The sequence below is a fragment of the Pseudomonas sp. CFBP 13711 genome, from assembly GCF_014842265.1.
Classification (GTDB): Bacteria; Pseudomonadota; Gammaproteobacteria; order Pseudomonadales; family Pseudomonadaceae; genus Aquipseudomonas.
In genome coordinates this window covers 45976-62287 of sequence record NZ_JACYVI010000002.1, presented here as the reverse complement: position 1 = coordinate 62287, position 16312 = coordinate 45976, and the positions used below count along the sequence as shown (strand labels likewise).

Annotated in this window: 13 protein-coding genes and 1 pseudogene; 8 read left to right on the top strand and 6 right to left on the bottom strand. The window is 61.6% G+C overall.

The window, feature by feature from the left end; genetic code table 11:
- Window positions 1-255 precede the first annotated feature (255 nt).
- The 4 genes and pseudogenes from IFT47_RS28060 to IFT47_RS05200 form a co-directional block, all read left to right on the top strand.
- Window positions 256-1329, top strand: a pseudogene (locus tag IFT47_RS28060) (methyl-accepting chemotaxis protein); the annotation flags it as partial.
- A complete protein-coding gene (locus IFT47_RS28055; RefSeq protein WP_407073225.1) occupies window positions 1312-2184 on the top strand; it encodes a methyl-accepting chemotaxis protein in 873 nt (290 codons plus the stop codon). The pseudogene IFT47_RS28060 and the gene IFT47_RS28055, both read left to right, overlap by 18 nt.
- Window positions 2185-2515: 331 nt before the next feature.
- The gene (locus IFT47_RS05205) at window positions 2516-2734 is read left to right on the top strand and encodes a hypothetical protein (RefSeq protein ID WP_192171940.1); all 219 of its coding nucleotides are present in this window, start codon (window positions 2516-2518) and stop codon (window positions 2732-2734) included.
- 147 nt (window positions 2735-2881) lie between these two features.
- Window positions 2882-3100: a hypothetical protein gene (locus tag IFT47_RS05200; protein WP_192171939.1), complete on the top strand. Its 219-nt coding sequence runs from the start codon at window positions 2882-2884 to the stop codon at window positions 3098-3100.
- A 59-nt stretch (window positions 3101-3159) separates the two neighbouring features.
- Here IFT47_RS05200 and pseH read toward each other — a convergent pair whose 3' ends face one another.
- Window positions 3160-3714 (bottom strand): UDP-4-amino-4,6-dideoxy-N-acetyl-beta-L-altrosamine N-acetyltransferase, encoded by a 555-nt coding sequence (gene pseH / locus IFT47_RS05195; RefSeq protein WP_192171938.1) that lies wholly within the window; start codon window positions 3712-3714, stop codon window positions 3160-3162.
- A gap of 168 nt (window positions 3715-3882) precedes the next feature.
- Between pseH and IFT47_RS05190 the strand changes: the two genes are divergently transcribed.
- Both IFT47_RS05190 and IFT47_RS05185 read left to right on the top strand, forming a co-directional pair.
- Window positions 3883-4215 (top strand): DUF883 family protein, encoded by a 333-nt coding sequence (locus IFT47_RS05190; RefSeq protein WP_192171937.1) that lies wholly within the window; start codon window positions 3883-3885, stop codon window positions 4213-4215.
- Between the two features lie 121 nt (window positions 4216-4336).
- Window positions 4337-4624 (top strand): DUF2934 domain-containing protein, encoded by a 288-nt coding sequence (locus tag IFT47_RS05185; protein WP_244655881.1) that lies wholly within the window; start codon window positions 4337-4339, stop codon window positions 4622-4624.
- Window positions 4625-4698: 74 nt separating this feature from the next.
- On the opposite strand, the gene IFT47_RS05180 is transcribed toward IFT47_RS05185, so the two are convergent.
- On the bottom strand, window positions 4699-5910 hold the full coding sequence (locus IFT47_RS05180) for an MFS transporter (protein ID WP_192171936.1): 1212 nt from the start codon (window positions 5908-5910) through the stop codon (window positions 4699-4701).
- Window positions 5911-6029: 119 nt separating this feature from the next.
- On the bottom strand, window positions 6030-7187 hold the full coding sequence (mltA, locus tag IFT47_RS05175) for a murein transglycosylase A (protein WP_192172280.1): 1158 nt from the start codon (window positions 7185-7187) through the stop codon (window positions 6030-6032).
- Window positions 7188-7476: 289 nt separating this feature from the next.
- Here mltA and IFT47_RS05170 point away from each other — a divergent pair, with 289 nt between their 5' ends.
- A complete protein-coding gene (locus IFT47_RS05170) occupies window positions 7477-8163 on the top strand; it encodes a hypothetical protein (RefSeq protein ID WP_192172279.1) in 687 nt (228 codons plus the stop codon).
- 118 nt (window positions 8164-8281) lie between these two features.
- Window positions 8282-10276, top strand: coding sequence for a methyl-accepting chemotaxis protein (locus tag IFT47_RS05165; protein ID WP_192171935.1), 1995 nt, complete (start codon window positions 8282-8284; stop codon window positions 10274-10276).
- 69 nt (window positions 10277-10345) lie between these two features.
- On the opposite strand, the gene IFT47_RS05160 is transcribed toward IFT47_RS05165, so the two are convergent.
- The 3 genes from IFT47_RS05160 to IFT47_RS05150 form a co-directional block, all read right to left on the bottom strand.
- The gene (locus tag IFT47_RS05160; protein ID WP_192171934.1) at window positions 10346-10792 is read right to left on the bottom strand and encodes a CBS domain-containing protein; all 447 of its coding nucleotides are present in this window, start codon (window positions 10790-10792) and stop codon (window positions 10346-10348) included.
- A 160-nt stretch (window positions 10793-10952) separates the two neighbouring features.
- Entirely contained in the window at window positions 10953-11408 is a 456-nt protein-coding gene (locus IFT47_RS05155) for a type III secretion system chaperone (RefSeq protein WP_192171933.1), read from the bottom strand.
- A gap of 56 nt (window positions 11409-11464) precedes the next feature.
- A complete protein-coding gene (locus IFT47_RS05150; protein WP_192171932.1) occupies window positions 11465-16279 on the bottom strand; it encodes an AvrE-family type 3 secretion system effector in 4815 nt (1604 codons plus the stop codon).
- Between the last annotated feature and the right edge of the window lie 33 nt (window positions 16280-16312).

The following is a 16312-nucleotide window of genomic DNA, read 5'->3' as shown; positions in this document are numbered from 1 at the left end:
TTTCCCTTAATTCCACCGTGGCACCCGCTCCCGAATGGCGAAAATCAGCCATTCGAATGAGGTTGGGCGTGCCCTTCAACCCTCCCGAACGAAGAGCCCGGGTTCTGAAGCCTGGCCGGGGGCCGAGGGTGATCAACGACGATCGATAGAGAAATTCGAACTAAATCATCAGTTTTAACGATGATCCTTTTGATTAACTTTTTATATAAGGAGTCGATAACAGAGCATTACGAAAAAATCAAAGGTTAAAAGGCGATGAGATCCAACTGGTTGGATAATTTGAAAGTAAGCAAGAAGCTCGGCTTGGGCTTTGGTGCCATTCTGCTGGGCGTTCTGGTGGTTACCGGGATTGGTTATGGCAGCGCGAACCTGCTTATCCAGCGACTGGAGAAAGCAGCCAGGGTCGCTGAAGTGAAAGCCGATATGCTCGACGTTAAAGTGGCGTCGCAAACCTACGCGGCCAGCCCAAGTGCCGGCGCTGCGGAAGCGTATAGCGTTGCCCTTGCGTCATTGAACAGCACCATCGATAAAGGTTTGCAGATCCTGACCGTCGCCAAAAACGTGGACATGCTCAGGGGGATCGATAACCAGGCAGCAGAACTCAAGAAAACCTTCGATCAACTGGTCAGCAACAACCAGAAAATCGATGGGGCGATGAAACCGTTGATCAAGGTCTCGGATGAAGTAAGCGCGACCTTCGAGAGCCTGCTGCAGAAGACGTTGGACGATGCTTCAAACTCGCCAGACCAGGCCGGTATCGACCATGTGAAAATTGCAGGCGACCTGCGCAATGGTATGACCAACTTCCGTCTGGTATTCCGTCGTTACTTGAGCATTCCTACCGAAGACAATCGCCAGGCCACTTTTGCGACTGCCGACGCGCTGGTTAGCCAGGTGGCTGAAGCCCGAAGCCAGTTACCCGCGCAGTCAACTGCAGCAGTTGACACCTCGCTTGTCGCGCTCCGGCAGTACAAGGAGAACATGGCGACGATCTCGCAGATGCTGCAACAAAATGACCAGATACGTGACGCGTTACAAAAGCTCACGACCGACACCGTAAAAAGTGTCGAGGACTTGATGGCCTCCCAGGTCGTTGCAGCAAACAATGAAAAGAGCAATGCGATCATCCAGTTGTTCAGTGTTGCGTTAGTGGTGCTGTTACTGGGTGTTCTCGCCGCAGCATTGATCACCCGCCAGATCACTCGTCCACTGAACGACAGCGTCATCGCTGCCCGTCGCATCGCCGATGGCGACCTGACCTACGACATTGGCACAGACCGGAAAGACGAACTGGGCCTGCTGCAAAACACCATGCAGCACATGACGTCTTCCTTGCGTGAACTGATTGGTGGCATCGGACAGGGCATTACCCAGATCGCAACCGCCGCCGAAGAGTTGTCGGCCGCGACCGAACAGACCAGCGCTGGCGTCACCCAGCAGAAACTGGAAGTGGACCAGGTGGCAACTGCCATGAATGAAATGGCTTCAACCGTGCAGGAAGTTGCACAAAACACCGAGGATGCGTCGCGTGCGGCCCGGCAAGCGACCGAGCGTGCGGCCCATGGCAGCACGGTCGTACAGCATGCAACCAAGGAAATCAGTCAGCTGTCTGGAGAGGGCGGGCAGTTGGGCGTGGCGATGCAGCGTCTGACCCATGACAGCGATAAGATCGGCAGCGTCATCGACGTGATCAAGGCCGTGGCGGAGCAGACCAATCTGCTCGCACTTAACGCCGCCATCGAAGCTGCACGCGCCGGCGAACAGGGTCGCGGCTTTGCAGTGGTGGCCGACGAGGTCCGGTCATTGGCCCAGCGGACACAGAGCTCGACCACTGAAATCGAAGCGCTGATCCAGGCCCTCCAGCACGGCACTGTGGAAGCGTCGAGCTTGATGGACGCCAGCATGCGGCGAACAGAGGGCACCGTCGAGCTGGCGCGGCAGGCCGAGCAAGCCCTCGTAGAGATTACGCATTCCATTGGCACGATAGAGCAGATGAGCCAGCAAATTTCGGCTGCGGCCGAGGAGCAGAGCGCGGTGACCGACGAAATCAATCGCAGCGTGATCAGTGTTCGTGACGTCGCTGACCAGTCTGCTACCGCGACGGAGCAGAGTGCTGCCTCGACATTGGAACTGGCACGCCTGGGCAATACGCTGCAGAACATGGTGGCTCGCTTCAAGGTGTGACGACCCCCACGGTGGGCTGCACAAAAGAAACCGCTTCGGCGGTTTTTTTGTCCGTAGCATTCAGTGCGTTGCTCAGTGTACAGGCCTGTTGAAGAGTCATTTCGAGCGACAGGCTGGGCCGAAGGCTTGGCAAAGAGGGGAGCTGGGGAACAGACTGGCTCCGGGGGGCAGATCTTGAAATGCGCCTTTGGAGGCCGGCCTGATCGCGATGACCGGCAGATCAGTTTCCATCGGCTTCACGCGCCATTCATCTTCCACCGGGCACTAATCCTTCCTGATGCACCTCTGTCCTGTAAGCGCAGATTTCCTGCGACTCGTACTGGAGGTCATCATGGGTATCGAAGACAACGGGCCAGATAACGCATATCAGGGTCCAGCGGAGCCGGGCAGCGAAGAAGAGATTTATCCCGACACGCACGCTGATAACGAGTCAGCCCGGCAGGGTGAAGACGCGGCAACTGCAGCCCGAAACAAGGGGCTGGATGAGATGGAGATTCCTGACAATCCGCCTGTCGACGAGGACGAAGAGCCCTCTCCCGGTAACAGCTAGCGGCCGATGTCACACCAAACCCCACCCAGCGTGGGGTTTTTCTTACAACACGACGAATGTGTTACACAAACGAGCCACTCGTCGGAACGCGAGCACTAACAAGGGGTTGGGCACTCCATTCATTAATCAAAAAATAAGGTGCCCCGGATGAGACCTCAGACCAACGATATTCCTAACGCACTCGACCTGATCAGCGAGCTGGATCAGGCAACTGAGCAGATGATGTCTATCCCCGTCGAACACATCGGCGGCATGCAATGGGAAGAGGCTTTCGTGCGGCAGCAGAGCGCTTTTAGAAAATGGCGCGACTATTTGTACTGCAAAGCCGATGAACGCCCGGCGGTTCGACTGCTTAACATTGCCTGATCTGCGAACAGCTCCACCCGCATCAGGCCAAGCATGGGCGCGCATTTCTGCACAATGCGCTAGCGACGTCCTGCAATCCGCTCCACCGCGGCTAGTACCTTGGGCCGCTGCGCCTGCCATTCACTTTTGGTGATACCCAGCAGCACGGCGTCGATACGCTTGCCATCGCGCACGATGTGTTCCCGCCGTACGCCCTCGATCACAAAGCCGAATTTCTGGTGCATCTTGATCACCGCCGGGTTGATCTCAAGCACTTCGCAATTGAGTTTTTCCAGTCCTGCGGCGCCGAACGCGTGGTCGAGCATCCACAACTCCACCTGACTGCCGAGGCCTTTGCCCTGCAGCGTAGTGTCGAGGTAAAAGGCCCAGTCCGCCGTGCCGTGGGTGGTGTTGATGGCACTCAGGGACACAACACCGACGGGCGCAGTTTCCATCACGATGGCGAAGACCTGCTGCCGGGCGCTGTCGCGCAGCCCCTCAAGCCAGTTCAGATGCTCGGCCTCGCCGATTTCATGGTCCGTGTACATGAACTTGCGCACGTCTGGCTGGTTGCGCAGTTGCCGAACGCTGGCCTGTTGATCGGCGGGCAGTTCGAGGATCGGCACGGCTTTCATTGAGTCCCTTTTAAACACGTCATACGGCTGTTGAATCCCGATTCAGGCTGCACCGCGAGCGGTGCATGATCAATTGCGGTGCGGCGAAAAGAGGTTTTTTCGAAGTCGCTGGAACGAATCGATTGGCGATTTAGTCAACCTTTCTCACACCCAGGAGGCAAAACTATTATGGCAAGCGATATCACCGAACAACTGCGTGACGATCTTTATCAGAAAACCCGTTCCGAGCTGAACACTTTTCTCGACGAGACCAATGCCTTGCTGGCGGCAGGGGATGCCTTGAATGAGGATCGCACCACCCAGGCCCGTGAGCGGCTGAAGGATTTTCTGGCCCGCGGCACCAGCGCAGTGACCGAGATCGAGATGGAAGCCCAACCTGCGTTGACCCGTGCGGTGGGTAATGCCAAATCCTACGTGACGACCCATCCCTGGGCCGCCGTCGGCGTGGCTGCAGGCCTTGGCCTGGTTGCCAGCCTGTTGCTCAAACGCAACAGGGATTGAGGAGGCCATCGTGGTTCGCCGCCGATTTCCGGTGGATCCGTTAAGTCCGACCAGCGGCCGGCTTGCGTTCGCTGGCCTTTGCACGCCCGTCATTTACCCTCGTTATCGGCTGGTACTATTCATGGCGGGTACCGTAGCGGAGGCTGGATTCGGCACCGCTCTGGCGCCGGCCAATGTCTTGCGCAAGCATCAATGGGGGATACGCATGAATGTCGACGAAGACACTGTTCGTCAGTTGGCCCAGTTGATCTGGGAGACCGAAGGCAAGCCTGAAGGGCAGGAATCCCGTCACTGGGAAATGGCCACACGCCTGGCGGAGTCCGCTGCCATGGCGCCGGTTCGCACTTCAAGCAAGCACAAGGTCGATACGTTGTTCCCGTCGCCCGATGAGGCAGACCCCGACGTGTGAAAGGTCTGGAGCTCGCCCGGACGCGGTGTCAGGGCAGAGCTCGGATCAACCGCGCAATCAAACAGCTCGCGGCTTCAGACTGACCCGGAAGCCTGCCGGGCAACGCGGCGATCACCCTGCCGTGCATCCATCAGTGCCCAATACCACATGCCCAGACCGCCCAGCGTCAATGCCGCTGCCGCATAGCCCGTGGCCGGCAGACCGTATCCCGCCGCAATCACGGCGCCACCCGCCAGCGGCCCAATGGCGTTGGCCATATTGAACGCGCTCTGCACCAGTGCACCCGCGAGAGATTGCGCATGGGGCGCAACGTCCATCAGGCGGGTTTGCAGGATCGCCGCCAGGCCCACGCCACAGCCAATGAAAAACACCAGCGGAATGAGCAGCCACAGGTTATCGGTGGCCGAGGGATACAGCGCCAGCACCAGCGCGGTGAAGCCCAGCGAGACGCCAGCGGCGAGCATGGTGGCGCGGTCGGCGGCCCAGCCGCAGATCAGATTGCCCACCGTGGTACCCAGACCGAAGACCGCCATCACCACCGGAATCATGAAGCTCGAGGCATGGGTGACCTCGATCAGGGTGGCGGCCAGATAGGTGTACACGCAGAAGATCCCGCCGAAGCCGATCCCGGCAATGCCCAGGGTCAGCCACACCTGCCGCGAGCGCAGGGCGTTGAGTTCGCGCAACGGGCTGGCGTCTGCCTGGGCAGGGGACGCGGGGGCGAGGCAGCGGATCAGCACCGCCGTGATGGCAGCCAGCCCGGCAACAATGGCCATGCCCCAGCGCCAGCCGATGGTCTGGCCGATCCAGGTGGCGAACGGCACGCCGATGATGGTGGCGATGGTCAGCCCCATGAACACGCGGGAGACGGCTTGGGCGCGGCGATTCTTCGGCACCAGAGACGCGGCCAGCAGCATGGCCACGCCGAAATACGCGCCATGGGGAAACCCGCTTAGAAAGCGGAAGAACACCAGCCACGGCAGCGAAGGCGCCACGGCACTCAGGCCATTGGCGATTCCGATGAAGGCAGCGAGGGCCACCAGTAACGCCCGTCGCGGCAGGCGTACGCCGAGGACCATGATCACCGGTGAGCCAATCACCACGCCCAACGCATAGGCACTGATGGCGTGCCCGGCCAGCGGCTGGGTGACCTGGAAATCGCCGGCAATAAACGGCAGCAGGGTCATCGAGGCAAATTCGGTGGTGCCGATGGCAAACGCGCCCATGGCGAGGGCGAAGAGCAGCCAGCCCATGTTGAATTCATGCGGGGTGTCGGAGGTATTCATGGGAGATCGAGAAGGGTTTCCGGGAAGAAGCATGCTGTGATACCTGAAACCGATTTCAGTTCAACCCGCGATACACGCCGCCTGACGCGGGTGGCGTATCAGGCGGCGGTTCAGCTCGATCAGTCCTTGGGTTTGGCATCCGGCAGGGCCGCGCCTTTAGGCCACAGCATCCAGATCTGGCCTTGCTGCTTCATATTGCCAGCCAGCTCGCCGGCCGCGTCGCCGGTGCCCCAGAACATATCGGCGCGGACTTCGCCGGCGATGGCGCCGCCGGTGTCCTGCGCCGCAACCGGGCGTACCAGCGGCGTGCCGTCGGGGCGGGTCGATGACAGCCACAACAGGCTGCCGAGGGGGATGACCTTGCGATCAATCGCCACGCTGTAACCGGCGGTGAGCGGCACGTTCAGCGAGCCGCGCGGGCCTTCGGTGCTGTCCGGGCGCTGAGTGAAGAATACGTAGCTCGGGTTGCTGCCCAGCAGCTCATTCACGCGTTCGGGGTGCGCAATCGCCCAGTCGCGGATGCGGCCCATGGACACTTCGTCCTTGGTCAATTGCCCTTGCTCCACCAGCCAGCGGCCGATCGGCTTGTAGGGGTAGCCGTTCTGATCGGCATAAGCGATGCGCAACTGACGGCCGTTCTCCAGCTGAACCCGACCCGATCCCTGGATTTGCAGGAACTGCAGGTCGATGGGGTTTTCCAGCCAGGCCAGCACGGGGGCGTTGGCGCCTTTGTTGCCGATGGTGGCGGCGTCGTCGTAGGGACGCAGCACCCGGCCGTCAAGGCGCCCGCGCAGGCGCTTGCCCTTGAGCTCGGGATAGATGCTGTCGAGGTTGACGATGATCAGGTCATCGGGCACGCCATACACCGCCACCGGGTGTGCGTCGTTGCGCTGCTCGCTGCCTTTGTAGATGGGCTCGTAATAGCCGGTGATCAGGCCGTTGGCGCCGTGCTCGGAGGAACGCAGGCTGTAGACCTGCAGCTGGTTCTTGAGAAAGTCGCGCACCGCTGCAGGGTTTTGTGGCACCTGGGCGGCGAGGGCGCACGTGCCACCCCAGACCGGGTCCTTGGCCAGACGCTTGCACGCCGAGAACCAGCTGTTGTAGCCCGCCATCAGGTCGGTGTCGTTCACCGCCGGCAGTTTGTCCCACTCGACGCTGACGTAGGTCGTCGCTTCGGAGGGCTTGGTCTTCGGCGCACCGCCGTCACAGGCGGCGAGCAGGGCGATCAGGGGAGCGAGGCAAAATACGAAACGGCGCCAGTGCAGGCTTGTGGTCATCACGCGGGGTGTTTCCTGAGAATCATGCGAAGGCGGCTAGCTTGGTGAAAGCGGACGGCGGCGTCAAATGGATGAGGGAATCATTTGCATGAAAGCTCACATGTCTGCCGAACCGCTTGAAACGCGGATTTGCCGCCGACATTGCACTTTTTTGCCTTCAGCCGTTCTGACCTTGGCCGGGACGCGCTGATGAACGCGGTGTCCCGTTCGTTGAAACCTGGGATTGATGCTCGCCGTGTTCACTGTTTTATCCGTTTGCCGTCACCTGCGCCCGCTGTTTGCCCTGTGCATGCTCGGGCTCTGCGCGGCGGGTTGTACGCGCCAGGACGGCCGGGATGTCGCCACGCAGTTCAGCGAGACCCGCCCCCAGGAGTTCTTCCAGACCAGCGTGGACCGCATGGCCACCCTGGCCATGGCCGACAACCTCGACAGCCTCTATCTGCTGATGAACAAACTCTACCTGCGCAATCCCGCCGAGTGGCGCAAGTCCGGCTTCGTTGACGCCGCAAGTGCGGAGCGCAACGTGCGACAGGCCATCGAGCAACAGAAGCCGTTGCCGCAGTTGGGCACCCGGCGTGACCTCGCCGCGCTGAGCTACGCCCTGAGCCCGGAGTTTCTTGGCGACCGCGTCGGTGCCTTCATCTATGCCATCGGCAGTATGTTGGTCACGGCCCACGGCGGGCGCCTGGAATTCTTCATGACCGACCAGATCAACCCGACCTTCGTCAGCAACGCCGCGCGCAATATCGAGAAGGCCACCTGGCTGCTGAGCCAGCGACAGAACGCCAATGGCGAGCTGCTGCTGTTCTCCAACGAAATTTCGGAGGAGGGCAGCAACCTCAGTTTTGCCACCGAATTCGGCAAGATCGTGGCGCGCCTCGACCTGCTCACCCAGATGCTCGACGAGCGATATAGACGCATCGGTTTGAATTACGCCCAGAGCCTGCTGTTCCTGAACTTCCTCCCGGTGCAATGACGCCCCGCCGGGCCGGGGGAAAAACCTTTTTTTGCGCCCCTCATCCTTGGCGACTTTCGGTCGATAGCCCATCAGGAGTATGCAAAACAATTACAAAATATTTGGCATGGGGACGACGATGTTTAAAACAGTGCAGGCGCGCTATACGGTCATATTTGTGGCCTTGATTGTGGTGATCGCGGTGATCACTGAACAGGGCATCGTTCACTTGGTCACGCCCAAGGTCCGCGCGACCCAGGAGCAGGTAGTCCTGAGCCAGGTTGATCAGATCGGCACGCGTATCCTGTCGGACCTGGCCCGCGTAGAGGCCCAGTCCCGGGCGATCACCCAGGCGGTGCCGCTGCTGGACAGCGATGGCATCGACAAGGTGCTGCCAGGCCTGGTTGACCAATACGGCGACCAGAAAGTCTTTGGCGGCGGCGTCTGGCCGATGCCGGACAAGCGCACCCCGGGGCGCAACAAGCACAGCTCGTTTTTCCACCGTGACGGCAGCGGCCAACTGGTGGTGAGCACCTTCTGGAACTCCGACCCTGCGCCCAACTACTGGGAACAGCCATGGCACCGCGCCGGGCAGAACGCACCCAAGGGCAAATGCGCCTGGGCCGCTGCCTACCAGGACGAAGCCAGCCCGCAGCCGCGTACCAACTGCGCCATGGGCATCTATAAGGACGGCGCGCTGTACGGCGTTTCGACCATCGACGTCACCTTGGGCTTCTTCAACGGCCTGATCCAGGAAAAGGAAAAAGACATTCAGGGACAGGTGATGATCGTCGAGCGCGACGGCAAGATCCTCACCAACCAGAGCCGCATCCCCGGCGAAATCATCCTCAAGAACATTTCCGGCTTCAGCGGCCAGTCGATGTTCGCCAAGGCCATTCAGGAGGGTCTGGGCAAGATCTCCGGCGACGCTGTGTATTCCCAGGAATACATCGACCCGCAACTGGGTGATCTGACCTTCTTCCTGCGTCCGGTCGCGGGTACGCCGTGGGTCATCGCCACATCGCTGCCGACCGCCATGCTCACCGCCAGCAGCACCGAAGTGCTGAAGACCCTGGGCTGGTTGCAGATCCCGCTGGTCATTCTGTTGCTGGTGGTGCTGGGCTTTGCCTTCCACCGTCTGCTGGCACGCGTGACCGTTCTGCGCACCAACATCGACGCGCTGTCTTCGGGTGAGGCTGACCTGACCCGCCGTATTCCGATCAAAGGCCAGGACGAGCTGGACGCTGTTGGCCACTCGGTCAACAAGTTCATCGCCTTCCAGCAAGCCATGATTGTCGAGGTGCGCAACGGCACCGAGCAGATCTCGGCCGGGCTGGTGCAGTTGCAGGATCAGTCGCGCAACATCAACCAGATCCTCAACCGTCACGCTTCGGAAACCGATCAGGCGGTGACCGCGATCAACGAGATGAGCGCCACCGCCGACAGCGTCGCCGAGAGCGCGACGCAGACGGCGAGCTTTACCCAATCGGCCAATGACGCAGCGCAGCGTTCCCGTGACGTCGTCGACGAAGCCTCGGTCAGCGTGCGGGCCTTGGTGGCGGAAGTCGAAGACGCGACGAAATACGTGCAGGAAATGCAGGTCGATGCCAAGCGCATCACCGATGTGCTCGGGGTTATCGGCGGCATCGCCCAGCAAACCAACCTGCTGGCCCTCAACGCGGCCATTGAAGCGGCGCGGGCGGGTGAGCAGGGCCGTGGCTTTGCGGTGGTGGCCGATGAGGTGCGGGCGCTGGCCGGTCGTACCCAGCAGAGCACGTCGGAGATCAACGAGATGCTCGCGCGGCTGGAGCAGGGCGTGAGCACCGCCGTGGGCGCGATGGAAAAAACCAAGGTCAGTTGCCAGTCGACGGCCGACCGGACGTCGCGGGTCAACGAAGGCCTGGATGGCATGGCTGGTTCCGTGCTGCGTATTCATGACCTGAGCGCGCACATTGCAACGGCGGCAGAGGAGCAGAGCGCGGTGACCGAGGAGATCAACCAGAACATGATCGCCATCCGGCACATGGTCGGTGAGCTGGTGGGCTGTGGTCAGCAGACCGACACCAGCGTTGACGCGCTGATGGCGTCCAACGAGCGACTGGTGGCGATGATCGATCGCTTCAAGGTTCGCTAACCGGCGATTCATTCACTCGCACAACACAAAGCCGGAGCCCTTAAAGCTCCGGCTTTTTCGTGTGGATGCTCAGTAGCTTTCGCCGCGAATGTATTCCTGCATTTTTTCGATCAGCCTGGCCTGCTCGGCGATGGCCGCCTTGACCAGGTCGCCGATGGACAGCAGACCGATCAGCCGGCCTTCGTCCACCACCGGCAAATGGCGCAGCCGGCGGTCGGTCATGATGTTCATGCAGTGATCGACGGTGTGCTGCGAACCCACGGTCTGTACCTCGTGGGTCATGATGTCGCTGACGGCGGTCCCGGCCGAAGCGCGGCCCTTTAGCTCCATCTTGCGGGCGTAATCCCGCTCGCTGACGATGCCAACCACCTTGCCATCGCGCACCACCGGCACGGCGCCGATGTTCTTTTCGGCCATCAACTTGATCGCCTCGAGGACCATCTCCCCAGGCCCGACGGTGTGAACGTCAGCGTGATGCGGGTCTTTCAACTTCAGTAGTTCGGCTACGGTCGTCATGCTGGCCTCTCCGGCGCGTTTCTTGTGAGCACGGCCTGTCTGGCCGTGCATAGAGAATCGTCGAGAGATGGCATTCCGGCAAGTTTGAAAGCGCCATGCCCGGCCCTGAAAACGTCACCGGCCCGGTTTGCCGATGCAGCATCGGCGCGTCGGCACGATGTCAGCCGATCCGCCGCGACAGGCCACCGTGTCCCTGGGCATGAGTCGGTGCCTTTGCCGGCGATGAAGGGCGCTGTTGCAGCAGGCCGGCAACGTCACGGGTCTGCAGGACGAACCCTTGCACCCAGTCCACGAAGGTCATCTCATCAAGGGCCTTGAGCGGCAGTTGTGTGCACAGGCGCACCGAGTGTTGTTCATCCAGCGCCAGCCAACAGCCGCTCATGGCGCCGCTGTCGAAGTTGAGCCTCATCAGCCGCTCGTACAGGCTCGGGTCGGGGCGCAGCGACAGTTTGCAATGCAGGATCGCGACGTCGCCGCCCGCCGGGATCTCGATGATGACCACCTCGCGGCCCTCGTCGAACAGCGCGCACACGCCGTTTTCGAGTTGCAACGCCGTGCCCAGTTGTTTGCCCAGTGCCTGAATGCAGGCGTCTGCTTGTGTCGTCGTGTTCATCATCTGCGGTGTCCTGTCCGGGGTTTCGATTGGATCAATGGAAAGTCATGGGCGTCGGCCTAGCGCGGCCGGAAGGCGCCGTTGCCGACCTGGCCCAGTTCAAGGGCGGGCTGCGAGTCGCCACGGTCGGCAATGTCGCCGTCGGCGGTGGCCTTTTTCGGGTTCGTCGGGTCCATGCCGTACTCGAAGGTGACTTCGCCCATCAGGCGTTCGATGCTCAGGGCGCTGCCACTCTTGTAGCTGACGAACGGGAAGGGCGTGCCGAACGAGTCTTCCTTGGCTGCGGTCTTGAACACCGCGATGCTCTTGATGCGCAGATTGTTCTTGTCGCTGAGCATGTCCTTGAGCATCGCGTCGGTCAGGCTTCCGTCCAACGCGCCGGTTTCGATGCGTTCCTTGATGTCGTCGCGGACCTCAAGCTTGATTTCCGCGCGAGTGGTCCCCTTGGTGTCCTTCATCGCGTCGAGCAGGCCTTTGAACTGCGGGTCGGCACTCATCATGTCGTGAATGCGCTCGGCGTTGCCTTCGTTGCAGTCGCGGCCGAGCATCTGTTTGACCCGGTCGATCTGTCGCTTGGACGGCGCCGCCTGATCCAGCCGGTTGACGTTGTTGTGCTTGACCACCATGTCCATCAGCGACATCAGGCTCGAGCCCTGGCCGGCAGCGGTGTTCTGCCGGTCGAGCTGGCGCAGGCTCTGGCGCGCGGCGTATTGCGCGTCGTTCTCATCTGGCGTGGCCGTCAGGTATTTGCTCTTGAGGTCCTGCAGCACCTGCTCAGGATTCTTCCCTTCAGCCGACGGATTCTTGCTCATGCCGGGGAAGGCCTTCTCCAGTGTTTCGCCCAACGTTTTGACGTCGGCGGTCTGCAGCGGCAGGGCGTTCTTGAAGCGCACGTCGTAGCTCTTGCCGGTCTTGTTGTCGAACGCCAGTGTCGCGCTGACCCCCAAGGGTGCACCGCCAGCCACGAACAGGTTGCTGGGGCGCGACGTAAAGACGGTGCTGAACATCCGCGCGTAGCCGGTCACCGAACCTTTTTCGAGGAAGCGGGCGCGGTTGCTGCTGTAGATATCAGTGTGCAGGCCATCGCTGCCATGGCCCTCGGTGCGTTCCCGTTCGGCGCTGAGCAGTGACACGGTTCCCAGCAGCCCCGCGCCGAAGCGCATGAAGCCGGCGACGGGCTCCGCATCGGTCTGGCCTTTGTTGGTACGGGATTCCAGGTTGACCCCTGCATCCAGGTCGAACGCGTGCTTGCCGGTGGTGCGCACTTCCTTCTCGACGCCACGATCCATCAATTCCATCGGTTTGAGGCCACCCTGGGTCGGGCGCTTGCTGCTGGCCAGCGGCGTCTGCATCAGGTCGGCCATGAAATCATCGATTTCGTCGTCACGGATGAAAAAGCTTAGTGCTGTGCTGTTGGCGTATTTGTACTTGGCGTCCAGGCTGCCGCCGAACCAGCCCCCGTTGGACTGGATGTTGGCGTGGCTGTCGCCCGGCGTGGTTTTGGTGTCACTTTTGCCGCCACCAAAACCGAAGCTTCCTGTGCCGCTGATGGCGCCTTCGCGGCTCATCGACACTTTCAGGCCGCGATCAAAGCGGGTAAAGGTCAGGCCGTAGGTGCGCTCCGGATCGATGTTGCCGCGAAAACCGAGGAAGGCCGGTTCCGCCGGGCCCGCGACGCCGCCGGTGATACCGCCGCCGTAGTTGCGGTTCAGCTTGACGCTTTCCCGGGGTTCAAGATCGCGAAGCGCCTGGGTCAGGCTGCGCGTGACATCGGCGTTATTGGGGCCGGCAGGGGTTTCCAGTCCCTGCAATATGTTGCGCTTGAGCGGGTGGTTGTCCTTGCGCAAGTGCTTGAGCAGGTTCTTGGTGGCGTCGTAACTGGCTTCGAGGGAGGCGTGGTCACGAAAGCCCGCGTCGGTATAGCGTTTGACCGGGCTGCCTTCGTAGGTGTCGTTGTGCAGGGCGGCCAGCGCCGTGGCGATGGGGGCGAAATCCTTGGCGCCCGGTTTCTTCACCTCATCGGCGAACCCGTCGAGGGCGGCGCTGATGTCGTTGAGCACCTTGACGTCCAGGGCCAGGCGAGCGCGCAGCAGCGCCTGTTTATCGCCCTGGGTGCGGGAGCCATCCAGCGGTTTCTCCGTGTTGCGACGCTCCAGGGTGAAATGCGCATTCTCCAGCGAGTCGAGCAACTGCCCCAGCTCATGGGCGTTGTCGATGCCGCTGTGGCGCAAGACGCCGGCCACTTGCGGCAGCATGTCGTTGGTGCGCGGCTTTCCCCGAAAGGCCGGATTGGCGGCACCGTTCTTGAGCAAGGCGCCCTCGTCCTGAGCCAGTTCACGGAGGGTTTTCTGCAGGTCCTCGGTGACGCTGGTCTGGAACCAGTTGAACAGCTCCGCCAGCTCGCCCGATTCAGGTGACGTCAGGCGGGGCGCCAGGTCATCAATGCGCTGTGCCATTGGCCGCCCCGGTGCTCCGTTCGCCGCCGTCGCGCGGGTGTGGAGTTCGCGCAGCAGCGCGGTTTCTTCGGTGTAGATCGGCCTCAGGCCTTCGCGGCCTTTCCAGGCGTGCTGGAGGCTGTCGGCCGGCACTTTCGCTGCGCCGGTCAAGGACAGATGAGCCGTCAGGTAATTCTGCCTGAGGGTGGCGGGGGCATATTGCTTCACCTTCGTGCTCTCGACGTTGTTGCTGCCCATCACGTTGACGGTGAGTTTGGCCGAGCCTCTGCGCAGGGTTTCCGGCTCGGCCGCCGCCAGCCGATTGAAGGCCGCGTGGTCATTGCACGGGGCCGCCGGGGTGGGTGTTGCCGCTTCCCACCCGGTCGCTGTTTTGACGAATTCTCCCGCGCTGGTGGTAGCCACCAAACGTCCGTCGTGATGGGGGCGCAGGTCCTGAAGAACGGCCCCCGGCGGGGTGGTCGGGCCCTGAACCGCTTGCCAGGCCCGCTGAGGATTGAGCTTTCGAGCGTTGGCATCGTCGCCGCTCAGCCGAAACAGGGCGCCGCCGCGCAGGGCGAACCAATCCTTGCCGCCCGTGCTGATCGCCTGGATATCACCGGTGCCGGGTGGCTTGGGCAACTGCGCGCGTTCGCCGTTCTGGTCATGCAAACGCAGTTCACCGTCGCTCAGGGTCATGAAATTCTGATCGTTCTGTACCGCCAGTTTGTCGGCGACCAGATGCTCGGCGCCGCGCAGGGCGGTGCCCTTGGCTTCGGTCCCGCGACCCTGCAGGGCCAGATCGGCGCCGCGACCCATGTCATGGGCGGCGGCCTGGGGCACCACTTTCAACTGTTTGAGCTTGCCGTCCTTGTCGATGATGTAAGCGAAGCCGTCCTGGCCTGCCTGCAGGGCTTTGATGTCCTTTTCGGTGGTCTTCTTCCATTCCTCGGTGCGCGGGTCCTGGACCAGCAGCGTGTTGTCGTGGCTGGCGATTTTGCCCCGTGGCAGCTGGATTTGCGCGGCGGCCTCAGGTGTCAGGACAGGCAAGCCGTGCTGACGGTCCATAACCAGCGGCGCCATGGACCAGCCGGGGACGAAGTCCTGTCTTTTGTCATCCCATGCGGCGCTGTGCTCCAGGCCTTGCTGATCCTTGACTCGGGCGTGCAGGACATTTTTATCGTCGTGGAAGAAGTCGCTGACGGTGTGATTGCCGAAGGCAGCCAGCAGGGCGGGTGAGGGTGGCGCTGGCTGCAGCGTGAGCTCGCCCGTGACGAGCATCGTTTTCTTGCGATCATCTACGGCCGGCATTGTCGCCTGCAGCAGTTTGCCCGACGCCGTCGTCGCCAGCAGGCGCTGCCCCGCGATGGCCACCGATTTGGGTTTCAGCGCCTCGTCGTTGTCCGTGCCGGTGGGCGTGATCAAGTGGTGTACATCGTGAAGATCGGGGCCTAGGGCATTGCGTTGTACCAGCAAGTGCTGCCCCTGAGTGTCTTCGCTCAGCGCCATCAGTTGACCGTCCGGCGAGCGTCCCAGCGCCGTGACCTTGTGATCGAAATTCAACGGGGTATTCAGATCATTCAGCGAATACACCCGGCCTTCGCCGTTGAGCCCGAACAGGTTGCCAGCGCCGATGTTGTGCAGGGTTTTCAGCGTTGCGCCTTGGGTGTTTTCCTGCCACTGGCCCCCTTGCAACGCGTACAGCTTATTTTCGTGAATGCGCCAAGCGGTGTTGTTGGCGTCTTTGTGCACGCCGGTGATCTGCGCGCGATGGGCATCGGTGGGCATCGCCACATCGAAGGCGTTGTTGGCGCGTTTTTCACTGCTTTTGAACAGGGAAATGGCCGCATCACTGGCATGGGCGTGGAGCAGCCGGTGCTGGGTGTCGACCAGCAGGTATTCGGTTTTTTCTGCAGTCTGATTGAGCTCCGCAAGACCCTGATAACGCTGGTCGTGCTTGCTCAGAATCCCTTCGAGCAGGCGCTCGGTGCGGTTGGGCTGGCCGGAGCCGCCAAAAGTCAGTTGCTGATTGTGCAACGCCATGCTTAGCCGGGGTGTCATCGCCATGGCGGGTAGCTGAGTTGTCGCAGGACCGGTTGGAGCGGTTGGCGCCGGACCGGTGGGCGGCACCGGCGCGTTCGCCTGTGGCGCGGCTGATGCAGCGGCCGTAGTTGATGCCGCCGCCGCGTTGGGTGCGAGCGCAGTGTTGGTGGTGTTCCCGGCCCCGGAGGCGCGTGGGATCGACGAGGCATCGCCCGGCCGGGCCTTGAACAGACTGCCTGCGAAGTGGCGGCTTTTCTGCAGCGTCGACCGGCTGGCAGTGGCCATGCGCGCCAGAACGTTTTTACGCTGCGTGGGGCCGGTTGCCGTTGCAGCGGCAGGGTTCAGATGGGTGGTGCCGACATTGGTGGTCTGGCCACGTGAGACTGTAGGTAAAGCCATGCTGACGCCGTCCGTGCAAGTGAGTACTTTGCA